This window comes from Acidaminococcus intestini DSM 21505, from assembly GCF_000425045.1.
Lineage (GTDB): Bacteria > Bacillota > Negativicutes > Acidaminococcales > Acidaminococcaceae > Acidaminococcus > Acidaminococcus intestini.
On the sequence record NZ_AULA01000002.1, the window covers coordinates 122,243 to 137,832 of the forward strand.

Sequence of the window (15,590 nt, forward strand, 5' to 3'; positions counted from 1 at the left end):
AGCCTCCGTGACGCTGTTTGTAAAGTTTTTTAGATCCATCAATGCGCTTTTTATTTGACGTTGATTTTCCCGGCATAGACCGTACCGGACTCCACGTCAAGGGTCACCACATCGCCATCTTCCAGTTCCTTCATGGCTCCAGCGGCCCCAACAATCACAGGGATTCCGAAATTGATGCCCACAATGGCCGCCGGCGAGGTAAAGCCCCCTTCTTCAGCAATGATGCCCGCTGATTGGGCCGCTTTGGCACCCATTTCGTTTTCAAGGGCGGAACAGACAAGAATGGAACCCTCTTTTATTTTATCGATATCACTGAGATGCTCCACGCGGGCCACTTCGCCCGTAACGGATTTACGGCCAATGCCCTGCCCTTTGACGACAATTTCACCGACATTGACAACCTGAATAAGGTTCGTACTTCCTACTTTCCCCACGTTCTTACCCGCCGTGACAATGACCGAATCCCCTTTCCGGACAAGACCTGCATTTCTGGCTTCGTTGACGGCAAGGTCAATAAGGGCATCCGTATTGGGTTTATTGAGGCCTTTAAGGGGAACGACGCCCCAATAAAGCGCCATGCGGCGCAGACTCTCTTCTTTCGGGGAAACACCGACTACCATGGCGTGGGGACGATATTTGGCAACCATGCGGGCCGTGTATCCAGATTCCGTAATGGACAGGATCACGTTGGCATCAAGTTCCTGAGCAATCTGCACCGTGGCATGGGAAATAGCGTCCGTCATCTGGACCTGTGCCCCAATGCCTTTATGTTTAAAGACATTCACATAGTCAAGGGAAGCTTCAGTCCGTTTGGCAATCCGGCTCATGGTTTCCACGGCTTCGACAGGATAGGCACCGGAAGCGGTTTCACCGCTCAGCATGATGGCATCGGTCCCGTCATAGATGGCATTTGCCACATCACTTGCCTCAGCACGCGTGGCATGGTAATTTGTGATCATGCTCTCAAGCATTTGGGTTGCCGTGACGGCAGGTTTGCCAGCTGCATTGCATTTTGCGATGATCTGCTTTTGGACAACAGGAACATCTTCCATAGGAATCTCGACACCCAAATCACCACGGGCGACCATGACACCGTCGACAACTTTCAGGATTTCATCGATGTTATCGACGCCTTCCTGGTTTTCAATCTTGGCAATGATGCCCATATTGGAGCCGAGGCTCTCCAGAAGGCGCCGGATCTGCATGGCATCATCGGCGCTGCGTACAAAGGAGGCTGCAATATAATCCATTCCCGCATTTGCCGCAAAGGTAATATCGGACACGTCTGCTTCCGACATAAAGGGCAGCTTCAAGATAGCCCCTGGCACAGCGACACGCTTACGGGAAGAAATCTCCCCGCCGTTGGTGACCGTTGTATGGATTTCAGTATCCGTCGTTGATTCTACCCGAAGGGTCAGTTTCCCATCATTCAGAAGGATCGTATCACCTTTTTTCACCTCTTGGGGAAGACCGCTGTAGTTTACATGGGCTTTTTCCGCTGTGCCCTCGCAAGCTTCTGCAGTCAGTGTAAAGGCGTCCCCGTCCTTCAGTGTCACCTTGTCCCCCTTAAACAGGCCCAGGCGCATTTCCGGTCCCTTTGTATCGCCGATAAAACCGATGACACGGCCTGTTTCGGCAATGGCTTCCTTCAAAAGGGCCAATCGTTTGGCACATTCCTCATGGGATCCATGGGAAAAGTTGAAACGAGCCAAATCCATGCCGCTTTCAATCATCTTGACAAGGATCTCTTTTCTGTCCGTTGCCGGACCCAAAGTACAAATAATCTTCGTTTTTTTCATGGTAAGAACTCCTTTATCTTGACCTTTCTTCCCACCGGGGAGAGTCTTTGGTGTTGTATTCATCCATCCCTGTAAAAAAGCCGTCATCCCAGGAAATAGATCGTATAGCCCACAAGCCGCGGTGCGCATGGATTGCCCTCGCAAGGAAGGGGAACTTTCCATCCAGAACAGGATCGGTACGGAACCAATCCAGGTAAAGAATGAGGACCTTCTCCTTAGCCATCCAGCAAGTGACATTTCCTGAAACCGGCTCATTTCATTGTACTACAAAGAAAGTAGCGGGGCAAATCCCTTTGACCAGAAAAGGGCAATCTCTTGACCTTCTTTTTTCGAGAGAAAACGCAAGAAGCCCGGGCCAAAAAGGCTCGGGCTTTACGAAACTTCATAGGAGTGCCGCTAATTAGGATTCCTTGAATTCCTTGATCTTCTGGGTGAGCAGAGGCAGGACTTTCAGGGCATCGCCAACGATACCATAGCGGGAGATTTCAAACATCGGAGCATCCGGATCCTTGTTGATGCAGACGATGGTATCAGATTTACTCATACCTGCTTTGTGCTGAACAGAACCGGAAATACCGCAGGCGAAGTAAATCTTCGGCGTAACGGTCTTACCAGACTGGCCAACTTGGCGAGGATGTTCGATGAAACCTTCATCGACAGCAGCACGGGAACCGCCAACTGCACCGCCGAGCACATGGGCCAGATCCTGCAGGAGGGCAAAATTTTCTTTGGCTTTCATGCCGCGGCCGCCGGAGCAGACGAACGGAGCATCATCGATGGCCATTTCACCTTCGGTGACGACCGGATCTCTTCTCAGGACTTCAACGCGGTCTTCAATCTGATGTTTCAGGGTATATTCAACAACTTCACCTTTATGGGAAGGATCAGCTTCCGGAGCCTTGAAGGTCTTCGGACGGCAGGTCCCCATCTGAGGACGGTCTTCTTTGCAGAGGATCGTGGCCATGATGTTACCGCCAGCAGCCGGACGGGTCCATTCAACAAGTCCGTCTTCTTCGACGTCCAGAATGGTGCAGTCTGCGCACAGACCGGTACGTTCACGGGCAGCCACGCGAGGACCAAGGTCACGGCCATCATTCGTAGCGCCGATAAGGATGGCGTTAGGACGATATTCAGTAATCAATTCTGCGAAAGCGTTGGTGTAAAGTTCCGTGGAATAATGAGCAAACTTTGGATCACGGACAACGTAAACAACGTCAGCGCCATGAGCGATCAGGTCTTGAGGGATGTCTTTCGGATCATCAATCAGGAGGACAGCCCCAACACGCTGATGGCACTTATCGGCCATTTTTCTAACTTCGCCGAGCAGTTCGTATACGACATGAACGGGTTTACCTTCGTAATGTTCGCAATAAACCCATAAATCTTTTTCGTTACCGGTTTTCTTAGCCATTGTTATCCCTACCTCACTTCGTAATAATCTTGTCAGCGATCAGCTTGTTGACCAGCTTATCGACAGCAATTGCAGGATCTTCATCGTTGAAGATTTCGCCATGGACCTGCGTAACTTTCGGAGTGAAGCTCTTCATGACCTGAGTCGGGGAGCCGGCTTTACCGATGATGCTGTGGTCGATTTGGAGATCGTCAGCGCTGTAAACAGGAACCTGGGTCTTTCTGGCTTTCATCTTGCCTTTGATGCTGGCAAAACGAAGTTCAGGGCTGCGCATAACCGTAACGACGCAAGGCATCTTCATGGCCAGGGTCATGGACGTATTTTCGTTGTCGCGGTCAACAACGACTTTATCATCTTTGACCTGAACTTTCAGGGCAGCCGTAACCTGCGGCAGATCCAGATGTTCAGCAATTTCAGGACCAACCTGTGCCGTATCACCATCAATAGCCTGACGGCCGCACATAATGAGATCAGGAATCCCAAGATGTCTGATGGTTTCAGCCAGGGCAGCACTCGTAGCAAGCGTATCAGCGCCGCCGAAAGCTCTGTCACTGACGAGGATAGCTTCATCAGCACCGACAGCAAGGCAATCCTTCAGGACGGATTCAGCATGGGGCGGTCCCATGGTGATGACCGTAACCTTGGCACCCATGGAATCTTTGATTTCCAGAGCCGTTTCCAAAGCATACTGGTCATACGGGTTCATGATATTGGTGACACCGTCTCTGACGAGGTTGTTGGTAACCGGGTCGATTTTCATTTCGGCGGTATCCGGTACCTGTTTAACACATACAAAGATGTTCATTACAAAGCGACCTCCTAAAAACTTGAAATATTCAATCCATACCGCTTTATTGTAACACGGAGACCAGCGTCATGCAAGTTAGAAGGCTCTTATGAGCGGAGGAATGGTCATTATTTTTATTTTCTTTACAAAATTGAGAAAATTTACGTTTTATATTCACATTCATTGTCCACTTGTAACGTACAACTTGGTTATTTTGCCCAATCTTGTGAGAATCGGCAAAGAGAAAAGCTATGATTTTACTGAACTCATTGAAGTTACATATAATATTTAACTTATGAAGCATTCCTTCTAAACGACAGGAAAGAAATGAAAAAGAGGCATGAAGACTCATTTTTCTCCCTCTTCCTCTTCCTTTCTCCTATAAGAAAAGCCCCCTATTCCTGATTGCCGAAGATGGTCCTTCCATTGAACCTCTTCCGCTAACAGAAACGGAAGATTCCAGAGAAGGATAAAAAGGGTCCCTGTCAAAATTGCAGGGACCCTTATGAAAAGACATGACTCAGCGGAGGCCCTCCTCCCCTAGGACCCTTTTGATGGCGTCGGTAAATCCCGGTGCCTTCCCGTCCACCCAGAACTGGGGCCGCGTACGGATCACTTGCCGGGTCTCTTCCACATGAAGATAGACAGGATTTTTCCCATGAAAGGCGCTGAAAATGGCGCCCAGCTGGGCTTGGACATCGGGCGTGTTGCGTCCTTTGCCAATGAAAAGGTGGATTTCCTTTTCGCGCTCCCGCAAAGGTTCAATGCGATTGGCAAACAGGCGCGGTGTCTCTTCGTCAAATTTCAGCATGCCCGTAATGGCGACAGGCTGATCTTCCTCAATCTGGCTGCGGCACTCCCCATACGTGCGGGGAAAGGCAATGACGCCGATGCTGCCAGTCAAATCTTCCAGCATAAAGGTCGCCATACGCTCCCCTTTTTTCGTTGAGCGGATGCGGACACCTGTAATGAGGCCGCCAACGGTCACGCGTTCGCCGTCATGATAGTGTTCCTCCGTGCAGCGGGCAATACCGGTCATGGACGAAAGGACCTTGCGGAACGCGTCCAAGGGATGGCCCGTGACGTAAAATCCGATGAGTTCCTTTTCAAGACGCAGGACTTCGTCCTTAGGGATTTCCGGCAGGTCCGGGATAGGGATGGCCGCAGCGCTCTGCCGCGTATCGCCGCCAAACAGGGAAAGCTGCCCTGTCATGCGGTCATGCTGATCCTGGGCCGCCGCGTCAAGCGCCCGGTCCATGATGGCAAGAAGCTGACGGCGACGATAACCAAAGGTATCCATGGAACCGCTTTTGATGAGGTTTTCCACGACCCGCTTGTTGACCTTGGTCAGGTCTACCCGGCTGGCAAAGTCAAAAAAGTCCTTGAAAAGCCCATGTCTTTCCCTTTCCTTGAGGATAACGGCTACAGCCGTTTCCCCGACGCTCTTGATGGCGCCAAGGCCAAAGCGCACATTATCGCCATCAACGGAAAAAGCGGCTTCACTGGAATTGATGTCAGGCGGCAGGACCTTGATGCCCATATCGCGGCAGACACTGATATACCAGCTGACTTTTTCCGCTACCGTGATCACGCTGTTAAGGAATGCCGCCATATATTCCACCGGATAATTGGCTTTAAGATACGCTGTCTGGTAGGCCACAAGGGCATAGGCGGCAGAATGGGATTTGTTGAAGCCATAACCAGCAAAGTGCTGCAGCAGGGCAAAGATTTCTTCCCCCAGCTGACGGCTGATCTGGTGCTCCCTTGCCGCGCCGGCAAGGAACTTTTCCTTCATGCTGTCAAGGAGCTTTGCCTTCTTTTTTCCCATGGCGCGGCGCAGGATATCGGCTTCGCCCAAGCTAAAACCGCCGAGCACGGAGACAATCTGCATGACCTGTTCCTGATAAAGGATAACGCCGTACGTATCGGCTACAATGGGTTCCATAAGAGGATGCAGGACCCTAGCCGTGCGCTTTCCATGACGGCCGGCAATGAAGTCCTCCGCCATACCGCTTCCTAAGGGGCCCGGTCGATAAAGGGCCACAAGAGGGATGAGATCGGCCATGGATTCCGGTCCCAGTTCCTTCATCAGTCGGGTCATCCCGTCTGATTCCATTTGAAAGACGGCCGCCGTATCACCTGCGCAGAGCATCTGACAAGTTTTGGGATCTTCGAGGTCAATATGGTGGATATCAAGCTTGATGCCCTGATTCTTTTCGATCATCTTCACCGTATCATCAATGACAGTGAGGGTCCGGAGCCCCAAAAGGTCCATTTTAAGAAGGCCTAAGGCCTCGGAACAGTCCTTGTCATACTGGGTACAGATATATTCATGGTCATCATCGCTTGTCGAGGTAATCTGGAGCGGGACGTAATTGGTCAGTTCTCCCGGCGTAATGACAACCCCGGCCGCATGGGTCGACGTATGACGCGGCATGCCTTCGACACGGCCGGCAAAGTCCATGAGCTGGGCAATGCTGGGATCGTTCTGGACGAGCTGTTGGAGATCCCGGCTTCCTTCAAGGGCACTTTTAAGGGTTGTCCCCGGTGTATTGGGGATGAGTTTATTGACCTGCCCGACAACGTTCAAGGGCACTTCCATCGAACGGCCCACATCCTTGATTGCCGCCTTGGCCGCCAGGGTCCCAAAGGTGACAATCTGGGCCACGTGGCTTTCTCCGTATTTACTGGCCAAATAGTCCACCACCAAATGGCGTTTCACATAACAGATATCCGTATCAATATCCGGCATGCTCACGCGTTCCGGATTAAGAAAACGTTCAAAGATGAGGTTATATTTCAAGGGATCGATGTCCGTAATGCCTGTAAGGTACGCAACAATGCTTCCGGCGGCACTGCCACGGCCCGGACCAACGGGTATATCATGGGTCCTGCAGTAATTGATGAAGTCCCAGACAATGAGGAAGTAACCTGAATAGCCCATCTGACGGATGATACCAAGTTCATAGTCCATCCGCTTTTGAGCCGATCCATCATCCTTGGGATAGCGCTCTTGAAATCCTTTGACGCAGAGCTTTTTCAGATACGCATCCATACTCGTCTCCCCTTCGGGAAGTGGGAATTCAGGAAGGAGAAGATGCCCAAATTCAAGGGTGAGATCACAGCGGTCCGCGATTTCAAGAGTATTGTCAAGAGCCTCTGCGTCATCAGGGAAAAGAGCTTCCATTTCGCTTCGGCTCTTTAGATAATAGGAGTCGTTATTAAAGCGCATGCGCTGCGGGTCAAGATAGCGGGCATTGGTCTGGATACACAGGAGGATATCCTGACCCTTGGCATCGTCCTGATGGACATAATGGAGGTCATTTGTGGCAACAAGCTTCACGTTATATTTGCGGGCCAGGTGATGGAGTTCGTCGGCCACAGCCTTTTCCTCGGGCAGACCATGATTTTGGATTTCGAGATAATAATGGTCCCTTCCAAAGATGTCAAGGTACTCAAGCATGACCTTTTCCGCCGTTTCCTTTTCGCCCCGCACGATGTGGCGGGCCACTTCTCCGGCCACACAGGCACTGAGGCAGATAAGGCCTTCATGATATTTGCGCAGGTCCTGTTTATCAATGCGCGGCTTATAGTAAAAGCCTTCAACCTGCCCAATGGAAACAAGCTTCATGAGGTTTTGGTACCCTGTCCGATTCTCGGCAAGAAGGATCAGATGATAAAGCTTGCCGCGGGCCTCCATATTCTTTACGGTGTGGGAACCGCTTGTAATATAGACTTCGCAGCCAATGATGGGCTTGATTCCCTGCTTGACGCATTCCTGATAGAATTCGATGGCACCATACATGACACCATGATCGGTAATGGCAAGGGCCGGCATTCCCAGCTCCTTGGCATAACTGACAAGGTCCGGAATCCGGCAGGCCCCATCTAGGAGGCTGAACTGCGTATGGGTATGGAGATGGACAAATTGATCCATAAAGGACTCCTTATCAATAAAAAAACAGGAAGATGCCGCAAAATCGCGCAGCACCTTCCCTAGCTCAAACGGATGATGCAGAAAAGTACGGGACTTTCCTTATTTCAGATAGATGAGTCCCGCCACTTGGAGCAACATGATGAGAGGGACACCAAAGCGGAACTTTATATGCTGCGTCTTGTGCCGAAAGCGTTTCATCCCGCCAAAGGCCCCCATTCCGCCGCCAAAGACGACAAGAAGGAGCAGGACCTTTTCGGGAATGCGCCATTTATTATGGATGGCACAGTACTTATCATAGGCGTAGATGAAGAAGGCCGCCACATTGATGACAGCAAGATACGCCAAAAACAGCGGCTGGTCGAGGATGGCTCGCATGACGGGTTATCCTTTCCGCGCTGCGCGCTCACCAATCACGCGGGCGGCGTAGACACCGGATGCACTCGCCTGGGAAAGGCCGCGAGTAATGCCCGCGCCGTCGCCGATGGCAAAGAAATTGGGCAGCTGGGTTTCCAGGTTGCCATCAAGTTCCAGACGGGAACTATAAAACTTGACCTCTACACCGTAAAGAAGCGTATCATCATTGGCCGTTCCTGGGGCAACCTTATCGAGCGCGTAAATCATTTCAATGATGTTGTCCAAATGCCGCTTTGGCAGGACAAGGCTCAAATCGCCGGGCACGGCGTTCAAGGTCGGTCGTAGAAAACTCTTGCTGAGACGATGGGCATTGGTTCGGCGGCCCTTGACCAAATCCCCGAAGCGCTGGACAAGGACGCCGCCGCCCAGCATATTTGACAGGGAAGCGATGTGTTTTCCGTAGCGGTGCGGTTCCTTGAAAGGTTCTGTAAACTTGTTGCTCACAAGAAGGGCAAAGTTTGTATTGCCGCTGTTGCGGGCCGGATCGCTGAAGGAGTGCCCGTTGACCGTAACGATTCCATCCGTATTTTCTGCAACGACATACCCATTGGGATTCATGCAGAAAGTGCGGACCCTGTCGCCATACTGCTTGGTTGTATATACGAGTTTGGCTTCATAGACTTCATTTGTGATATCTTCAAAGACCTGAGCCGGCACTTCGACACGAACACCGACATCAACTTGGTTGTTTGTCAGGTCAAGTCCCAACTGTTCACATTCCTTGCTGAACCATTCGGCACCGGCGCGGCCCGGAGCACCAATGAGGTAGGTGCAGTCCACCGGTTCTTCCTGCCCTTTGATGAGGAGGCGATAGCCATCCTCTTTTTTTTCAATATGGTCCACCTGGGTATCGCAGCTGATTTCAATGCCATGAGCCAAAAGGAAACGGTAGATGCTTCCCATCAGGAGGCGGTTGTTATCGGTCCCCAGATGACGGACCTTCGCGTTGAGCAGATGCAGGTCATGGCCCAGCGCTTTTTTCCCAATGCGACAGTTCTTTGTGGAAAAGACTTCCCCCGGCGCGCCGTGGCGGCAGTTGATTTCATCGACATAATCAATGAGTTCCATGACGGTCTTTTTCGGCAGGTAATCACTCAGCCAGCCGCCAAATTCCGTCGTAAAGTTATATTTGCCGTCAGAAAAGGCGCCGGCCCCGCCAAAGCCGCGCATAATGCTGCAGGGCGTGCAGCGGACACACTGTTCGGTCTTTCCTGCAATGATGGGACAGTTACGGAAATCAATGGCATGCCCTTCTTCAAGAATCACAACTTTTATATCGGGGTATTTCAGGGCAAATTCATAAGCGGCATAAATTGCCGCAGGACCGCCGCCAATGATTGCTACATCTCTTTTCATTTCTTGAACACCTCTTTGTCATTGACCGTATTGAAAATAATGGAAGAAATCTGATTGATGGTCTTCATGGTTTCATCCTTGCGAAGGGCTTTATCCGTCATGATGACAAGGATGTATTTTTCCTTGGCATAAATGATGCCCCCTGCATTTTGGACGCGGCCCTCACTGGTTGAGACCTGGGCAAGGCGCAGTTTCTTCGGAAGCAGGGCACCTAAAAGCTGCCGATCATTCTGTTTTTCCATGAGTCCCAACAGATAGGCATCCAGTTCCTTGGAAACACAGGTTCCTTCATAGAGCCGTGTTAGGAGCGTGACCATATCATTGACAGAGGTATAGGAAATGGTTTCACTTTTTTCCTTGTCCTCAGCCGTTTCTTCCGTTTTTACAAGATCGGGGCTCCCCAAAATGGTGTCTGCATACCCTTTTCGAAGAAGGTACGCATTGATTTCATCCCATCCGATAAAGCGCACGAGTTCATAAAGAGCGGTTTCATCCTGATCGAGCATCATGTCTTCCAAAAGGATGCGGACGGGAACCTTGCTCCCCGGCTTGATTTTGGAAAGAGCCGGGCTCTTTTTGCGTAGGGCCTTGGCTGTCACGGTGACCGTCTCATCAAGGGACAGATTGCCCTCTTTCACCGCATCCAGGAGCGCCGCTGCAACGTAAGGCCGGATGAGTCCTCCAGCTGGCATCTTTCCCGAAAAGTTATAAAAGACCTCTCCCGTATCGAGGGATTTATAATAGACAGAACTCGTTGCCCCCGACTGGGCAATGACATTATTAAGGAAAGTATAAGGCAGCTTTGTATCCTTATCATGGACAAGTTGGGATTCCTGTTTTTCAATTTCCTTTTTCTGGGCAATATATTTAGGGCTCTGATGAATGAGATGAAAGGATACCCCACCCACAAGAAGCAGGAGTAAAAGACACAAAAGAATCCGTTTGTTGATACTCATAAGATTTCCATAACCCCCTGGTTTTGTTTGAGCCATCCTTCCCGTACTTTTCGGTCAGGAAGATAGCTTTCTACGTAAGACCAAAAGACGCGGTCATGATGCATGGAAAAAAGATGACACAATTCATGGACAACCACATACTCCACCGCTGACGGCGTGCAAAAAACAAGATGCCAATTAAAGCGCAGATGTCCCCGGCTGCTGCATGAACCCCACCGTGTCCGTGCCTTGGATAAAGAAAAGGGCGGTGCGGGAAGCTGCATAAGGGCAGCGTAACGGCTGACAAGGCGCTGTAAAAACTCCTTTAAAAGCCCGTACAAATAGCGCTGCAGGTCCACCTTTGCCGCAGTCACAGGAAAAAAGAGTTCCCCGCTTGTTTCCTTGAAGGAAATGCCATTTTCTTCCGTCATGCGAAGCGTCACGTTCCTTCCCAAGATAGGAAGGGTCTCCCCTTCCCTCAGAGTAAGGGCTCCGTAGCGAGCGCGGCGGCGGCGCATCCTCGCGGCGTGCGTCTCAATCCATTCCTTTTTTTCCGCTACAAAACGATCAATATATATTTTTGGCGTCCCGTAAGGGGCCCGCACGATGAGCTGACCGTCCCGGTCGATTTCAAGGGCAAGGGTCCTTCGGCGTGAAAAAACAAGTTTTGAAGATACCATAGCCATTCTATTATAACACAATGTCCTTCCTGAAACGGGAAAAATATTTTAGCAGCGCTGTGACTCCGTCAGGAAAAAAGCTCTGTTCTAGGCGTCAGGAAAATGATTCCAAGACCTTTTGGGAGGCAAAAAAGACCCTCCGCCCAATGTAACGGAAGGTCTTGAAAAAGCTTTTTTTAGAAGAAGCAAGCCCTACATATCAGTTGGATCAGGTACAGTTCAGCCATGTTCTTCATTTTTTATAGGACGCACTTCAACAACAATTTCCTTCACGCGGTGGGCATCCGTCTTTGTCACCGTTACATGGAGATTCTTTTCGTCAAAGGAAGCCCCTTTTTCGGGAATTTCGCCCAGACGCTCAATGACCCATCCGCTGATGGAATTATTTTCCAGGCCATAGACAGCATTATCAAGGTCCAGGTAGCGGAAAAGATCAAAGAGGTTCGCGTTTTGTCCATTGGAATCGCAGTTAACAAGATACGTATGTTGGGCAATCTTGCGAAAAGATGAAGTCATGCGGTCATGTTCATCCCAAATCTCACCGACCAATTCTTCAACAATGTCCTCGGTTGTCACAAGGCCGTCAATGGTCCCATAACTATCGACAACAATAGCCATTTCCACCTTGGCCTTCTGCAAGTTTTGAATGACAAGGCCAATTTTTGTCGAAGTATGGACAAAAACCACAGGCTTCAAGATGGTCTTGAGGTCAAAATCAGGATCTTTGAGATAGGACGCATAAAAATCACGGGCATGGACGGCCCCGATGATTTCACTGTAGTCGTCCTTAAAAACGGGAAGACGGGAGAATCCTTTTGTTGAAAAAATGGCAAGGGCCGCTTTGTTTCCCTCAGAAATATCGATGGCTTCAATGTCGACACGAGGCGTCATGATCTCCCGAACACGGATATCACTGAATTCAATGGCTGACTTGATGCGCAGGCTGTCCGCTTTCTTGATGAAGCCCCCTGTTTCCACTTCATCAACCATGAGCATGAGTTCCTCTTCCGTAGCAGAACGAGGGGGCATCTTGGAAGCATAGCGTCCCATGGCCTTTTTGACGATACGGAACAAAAAGGTAAAGGGAATAAATAGGAGGACGAGGACGGAAAGGAGCCGCGCCGATTTCATGGCATATTTTTCAGGTTGATCCTTAGCGAGGTCTTTAGGGATGATTTCTCCAAAAATCAGGATGATGACTGTCGTCAGCACCGTAGCAAGGGCAAGGCCCGAAGCTCCCATATAGGCTGTTGAGACGGCAGCAGCCAAGGAGGCCGCAGCAATGTTGACGACATTATTGCCAATCAGGATGGTCGTGAGCGTCCGGTCAAAACTGTCAAGGAGTTTCATCACGATGCTCGCCCGTTTATCACCCGTGCGGGCGATATTCTTGAGCCGCAGTTTGTTGCTTCCGGTCAGCGCGGTTTCCGCCGCTGAAAAAAACGCCGAAAAAAAGATAAAAAGAACAAGGATCAGGGCAAGGATCCCTGATGGGATTTCAAGATTTTCCAAAGTGACACTTCCTTTTAGGATGATGATTCCCCTTATTATAGAAAAAGTGGGAAGCAAGGTCAAATCAGGAGCCTGCCGTCATCAGCCAAAGGCATGGGTCAAAAGACCGTCCTTGAGGGCCTCTACCGTAGCAGCAAGCCCAAGAGGATGAGCAGCGGCAAGCTCCGTTTCCTTTCCGTAGCCGTAGGTTACCCCTACACAGTCGATGCCTATCTTGCGGGCACCTTCAACATCATAGGCCGTATCCCCCACCATGAGGACGCGTTCCTTTGTCTTTTGAAGGCCAAGCCGGTTCAGGACCTCTGCGATGACTGCACTTTTGGTTCGCCGGGAGGCATCGAAGGAAGCACCGCCAATTTCCCGAAAATAAGGCGTAAGGCCAAAATGATCGGTAATGTGGCGCACAAAAACTTCCGGTTTGGCCGATGCCGTAGCAAGCAGGAACCCTGCCTCATCAAGCGCCTCCAATAGGTCCGTAATGCCTGGGTACAGTTCATTTTCAAAGATGCCGATTGCAGTGTAGCGTTTCCGGTTCAGAGCTGTCGCTTCAAGGGCCATGGCTTCGGTAAACCCAGGAAGGGTCAGGAAAGAATCGACAAGGGGCGGTCCGATGAAATAAAAAAGGTCCTTTTTTGCAGGCACCGGCATGCCTAGTTCCCTGAGCGCATATTGGACGCAGCGGATGATTCCCTCCTCCGATTTCGTGAGGGTTCCGTCAAGGTCAAAGAATATCACGTCTTTCATAGGTACGTTCCTTTCAAGAAAGGGGCAAGGCCCCATCAAAGTGACAGGAAAACGGGGCTGCAGCAGTGCCGCAGTCCCGTCAGCAAAAGCAAAGGTCCTATCTATTTTACCATTTTTTCTCTAAAATGACACTCCACAGAATGCCTTCCCGCAGTTTCTGCTGCCGGCTGTGGCGCCTATGCGCTGTCTGGACGGCTTTTTGAGCTTTTCTCAGGTCCTCCTGGTTCGAGACTAACTGAACGCTGGGTTTTAGCTCCTCAAGGCTTTCTTTGAGGGGACCGCGGTCCTTACTTTCCGCAAGGACTGCCGCCGCTCCATCACAAGGAGCGGGTGCTTCATGCGGCCGCTTTTTTGGCCTTATCCGCAAGGGCCGCTTTTCCTTGAGGACAGGACGCTTTTTTCGCGCAATGAGGTGTGCATTGGAAAAAACGATAAAAGCGAGGAAGACAAAGAAAATGAAATGATCCATGCGGCGGCCTCCTTACTCTTCACTTGGATGATCCACTCCCTGCAGGGGCTCACCACCTGCAATCTGCTCCCTCATAGCCGTATCGGCATTGATGTTCTTCATGCGGTAATAGTCCATGACACCCAGGTGTCCTTCACGCAGGGCGGACGCCAGGGCGGCCGGAACTTCAGCCTGGGCTTCGACGACCTTGGCCTTCATTTCCTGCGTATAGGCACGCATTTCCTGTTCCTTGGCCACAGCCATGGCCCTCCGTTCTTCCGCTTTTGCCTGGGCAATGTTCTTATCGGCTTCGGCCTGGTCTGTCATGAGCTGGGCACCAATATTGCGTCCCACATCAACATCGGCAATATCAATGGAAAGGATTTCAAAAGCCGAGCCAGCATCAAGTCCCTTGCTAAGGACCGTGCGGGAAATATGATCCGGGTTTTCGAGGACGTCCGTATGCTCTTCCGAGGAACCTACCGTGGTGACAATGCCTTCTCCGACTCGGGCAATGATGGTCGATTCCCCGGCACCGCCAACAAGACGGTCAATATTGGCACGAACCGTAACACGGGCCCGAACCTTAAGTTCAATCCCATTTTTGGCCACGGCTGAAATCAACGGGGTTTCAATGACTTTCGGATTGACGCTCATCTGCACGGCTTCCAGGACGTCGCGTCCAGCTAGGTCAATGGCAGCAGCCCGTTCAAAGGTAAGGGGGATGGCAGCCCGTTCCGCTGCAATGAGGGCATCAACAACGCGGTCCACGTCCCCACCGGCAAGATAATGGGCTTCAAGTTGATCCACATTGACATCAAGACCGGCTTTATTAGCCTTCACCAGGGGTAGGACAATCTTTGAGGGCACAACACGGCGCAGCCGCATCCCAACAAGGGTAAAGATTCCCACATTGACCCCGGCGGCAAGAGCGGACACCCAAAGACCAAGGGGCACAAAGTGCAGAAAGAGGACAATGAGGACAAAAAGAATCAGGACAACGAAGGAACTGCTCAATAAAGCAATCATGGGACCTCCTTTTCGACAACGAGCTGCCGTGAACTGACGGCAATGACTTTGACCGGTGTGCCGGCCTCATAGAATTCCCCACGGGTCATGGCGTCATAAGGCTCCCCGTGGATTGCGACGCGTCCGGATGGGCGCAGGGGCGTTGCCGCCGTTCCCGTCTGTCCCACCATCTGGGTTAGGCGTTCAGTGGCTTCATAGCCCTTATCGGCGGTAAAGCGCAGTCCTAAGGTAATGCGCCGCCCAATGCGGCTATGCGGGCCTTTGTGAAAGAACCAATAGCCTAGGACAAGGGTCAAAAAAAGCAGGGCACCGACAATGAAAAGCGCCTGTCCTCCACCGCCAAGATAGAGAAAGAGAGCGGCCAAGAGGGAGAAAAGACCGGTCACGCCAAAAATCCCAAATCCGGGAATTGCAGCTTCTACCATGAGCAAGACGACGCCGATTAGAAGAAACGTCATAAACATAAGGAATCCCTCCTTTTATCAGAGGCGTTTACCTCTATATTCTACAACATACGGGAAATTCCTTTTTTAAGCAG

13 protein-coding genes are annotated in these 15,590 nt (G+C 50.9%); all 13 read right to left on the minus strand.

Annotation, left to right across the window (positions count from 1 at the left end; translation table 11 throughout):
• Nucleotides 1-50 precede the first annotated feature (50 nt).
• Entirely contained in the window at nt 51-1,799 is a 1,749-nt protein-coding gene (gene pyk, locus H503_RS0101660; protein ID WP_009015934.1) for a pyruvate kinase, read from the minus strand.
• A 400-nt stretch (nt 1,800-2,199) separates the two neighbouring features.
• Nucleotides 2,200-3,210, minus strand: a complete 1,011-nt coding sequence (locus tag H503_RS0101670) for an electron transfer flavoprotein subunit alpha/FixB family protein (protein ID WP_016459648.1) — start codon at nt 3,208-3,210, stop codon at nt 2,200-2,202.
• A 13-nt stretch (nt 3,211-3,223) separates the two neighbouring features.
• Nucleotides 3,224-4,015: an electron transfer flavoprotein subunit beta/FixA family protein gene (locus H503_RS0101675; protein WP_016459649.1), complete on the minus strand. Its 792-nt coding sequence runs from the start codon at nt 4,013-4,015 to the stop codon at nt 3,224-3,226.
• A 502-nt stretch (nt 4,016-4,517) separates the two neighbouring features.
• Nucleotides 4,518-7,934 (minus strand): DNA polymerase III subunit alpha, encoded by a 3,417-nt coding sequence (locus tag H503_RS0101685; RefSeq protein WP_016459650.1) that lies wholly within the window; start codon nt 7,932-7,934, stop codon nt 4,518-4,520.
• 99 nt (nt 7,935-8,033) lie between these two features.
• Nucleotides 8,034-8,309 (minus strand): DUF1294 domain-containing protein, encoded by a 276-nt coding sequence (locus H503_RS0101690; protein ID WP_009015937.1) that lies wholly within the window; start codon nt 8,307-8,309, stop codon nt 8,034-8,036.
• A 6-nt stretch (nt 8,310-8,315) separates the two neighbouring features.
• Nucleotides 8,316-9,704, minus strand: a complete 1,389-nt coding sequence (locus H503_RS0101695) for an NAD(P)/FAD-dependent oxidoreductase (RefSeq protein WP_009015938.1) — start codon at nt 9,702-9,704, stop codon at nt 8,316-8,318.
• Complete coding sequence (locus tag H503_RS0101700) at nt 9,701-10,660, minus strand: serine hydrolase (RefSeq protein WP_014128749.1); 960 nt, start codon at nt 10,658-10,660, stop codon at nt 9,701-9,703. The genes H503_RS0101695 and H503_RS0101700 overlap by 4 nt, the downstream gene beginning before the upstream one ends.
• A complete protein-coding gene (locus H503_RS0101705; protein WP_227077568.1) occupies nt 10,657-11,319 on the minus strand; it encodes a M48 family metallopeptidase in 663 nt (220 codons plus the stop codon). The genes H503_RS0101700 and H503_RS0101705 overlap by 4 nt, the downstream gene beginning before the upstream one ends.
• Nucleotides 11,320-11,538: 219 nt before the next feature.
• Complete coding sequence (locus H503_RS0101710) at nt 11,539-12,831, minus strand: HlyC/CorC family transporter (RefSeq protein ID WP_009015941.1); 1,293 nt, start codon at nt 12,829-12,831, stop codon at nt 11,539-11,541.
• 81 nt (nt 12,832-12,912) lie between these two features.
• Nucleotides 12,913-13,575: an HAD-IA family hydrolase gene (locus H503_RS0101715; protein ID WP_026385400.1), complete on the minus strand. Its 663-nt coding sequence runs from the start codon at nt 13,573-13,575 to the stop codon at nt 12,913-12,915.
• Between the two features lie 106 nt (nt 13,576-13,681).
• Nucleotides 13,682-14,044: a hypothetical protein gene (locus tag H503_RS0101720; RefSeq protein WP_009015943.1), complete on the minus strand. Its 363-nt coding sequence runs from the start codon at nt 14,042-14,044 to the stop codon at nt 13,682-13,684.
• A gap of 12 nt (nt 14,045-14,056) precedes the next feature.
• Complete coding sequence (floA, locus tag H503_RS0101725; protein WP_009015944.1) at nt 14,057-15,052, minus strand: flotillin-like protein FloA; 996 nt, start codon at nt 15,050-15,052, stop codon at nt 14,057-14,059.
• On the minus strand, nt 15,049-15,516 hold the full coding sequence (locus H503_RS0101730; protein WP_009015945.1) for an NfeD family protein: 468 nt from the start codon (nt 15,514-15,516) through the stop codon (nt 15,049-15,051). Before H503_RS0101730 ends, floA begins: the two co-directional genes overlap by 4 nt.
• Nucleotides 15,517-15,590: the final 74 nt, after the last annotated feature.

What these genes read in the sequence shown, in the direction of transcription:
- pyk (WP_009015934.1), bottom strand. Translation starts at nt 1,799, where the DNA reads ATGAAAAAAACGAAGATTATTTGTACTTTGGGTCCGGCAACGGACAGA.
- H503_RS0101670 (WP_016459648.1), bottom strand. Translation starts at nt 3,210, where the DNA reads ATGGCTAAGAAAACCGGTAACGAAAAAGATTTATGGGTTTATTGCGAA.
- H503_RS0101675 (WP_016459649.1), bottom strand. Translation starts at nt 4,015, where the DNA reads ATGAACATCTTTGTATGTGTTAAACAGGTACCGGATACCGCCGAAATG.
- H503_RS0101685 (WP_016459650.1), bottom strand. Translation starts at nt 7,934, where the DNA reads ATGGATCAATTTGTCCATCTCCATACCCATACGCAGTTCAGCCTCCTA.
- H503_RS0101690 (WP_009015937.1), bottom strand. Translation starts at nt 8,309, where the DNA reads ATGCGAGCCATCCTCGACCAGCCGCTGTTTTTGGCGTATCTTGCTGTC.
- H503_RS0101695 (WP_009015938.1), bottom strand. Translation starts at nt 9,704, where the DNA reads ATGAAAAGAGATGTAGCAATCATTGGCGGCGGTCCTGCGGCAATTTAT.
- H503_RS0101700 (WP_014128749.1), bottom strand. Translation starts at nt 10,660, where the DNA reads ATGAGTATCAACAAACGGATTCTTTTGTGTCTTTTACTCCTGCTTCTT.
- H503_RS0101705 (WP_227077568.1), bottom strand. Translation starts at nt 11,319, where the DNA reads ATGGTATCTTCAAAACTTGTTTTTTCACGCCGAAGGACCCTTGCCCTT.
- H503_RS0101715 (WP_026385400.1), bottom strand. Translation starts at nt 13,575, where the DNA reads ATGAAAGACGTGATATTCTTTGACCTTGACGGAACCCTCACGAAATCG.
- H503_RS0101720 (WP_009015943.1), bottom strand. Translation starts at nt 14,044, where the DNA reads ATGGATCATTTCATTTTCTTTGTCTTCCTCGCTTTTATCGTTTTTTCC.
- floA (WP_009015944.1), bottom strand. Translation starts at nt 15,052, where the DNA reads ATGATTGCTTTATTGAGCAGTTCCTTCGTTGTCCTGATTCTTTTTGTC.
- H503_RS0101730 (WP_009015945.1), bottom strand. Translation starts at nt 15,516, where the DNA reads ATGTTTATGACGTTTCTTCTAATCGGCGTCGTCTTGCTCATGGTAGAA.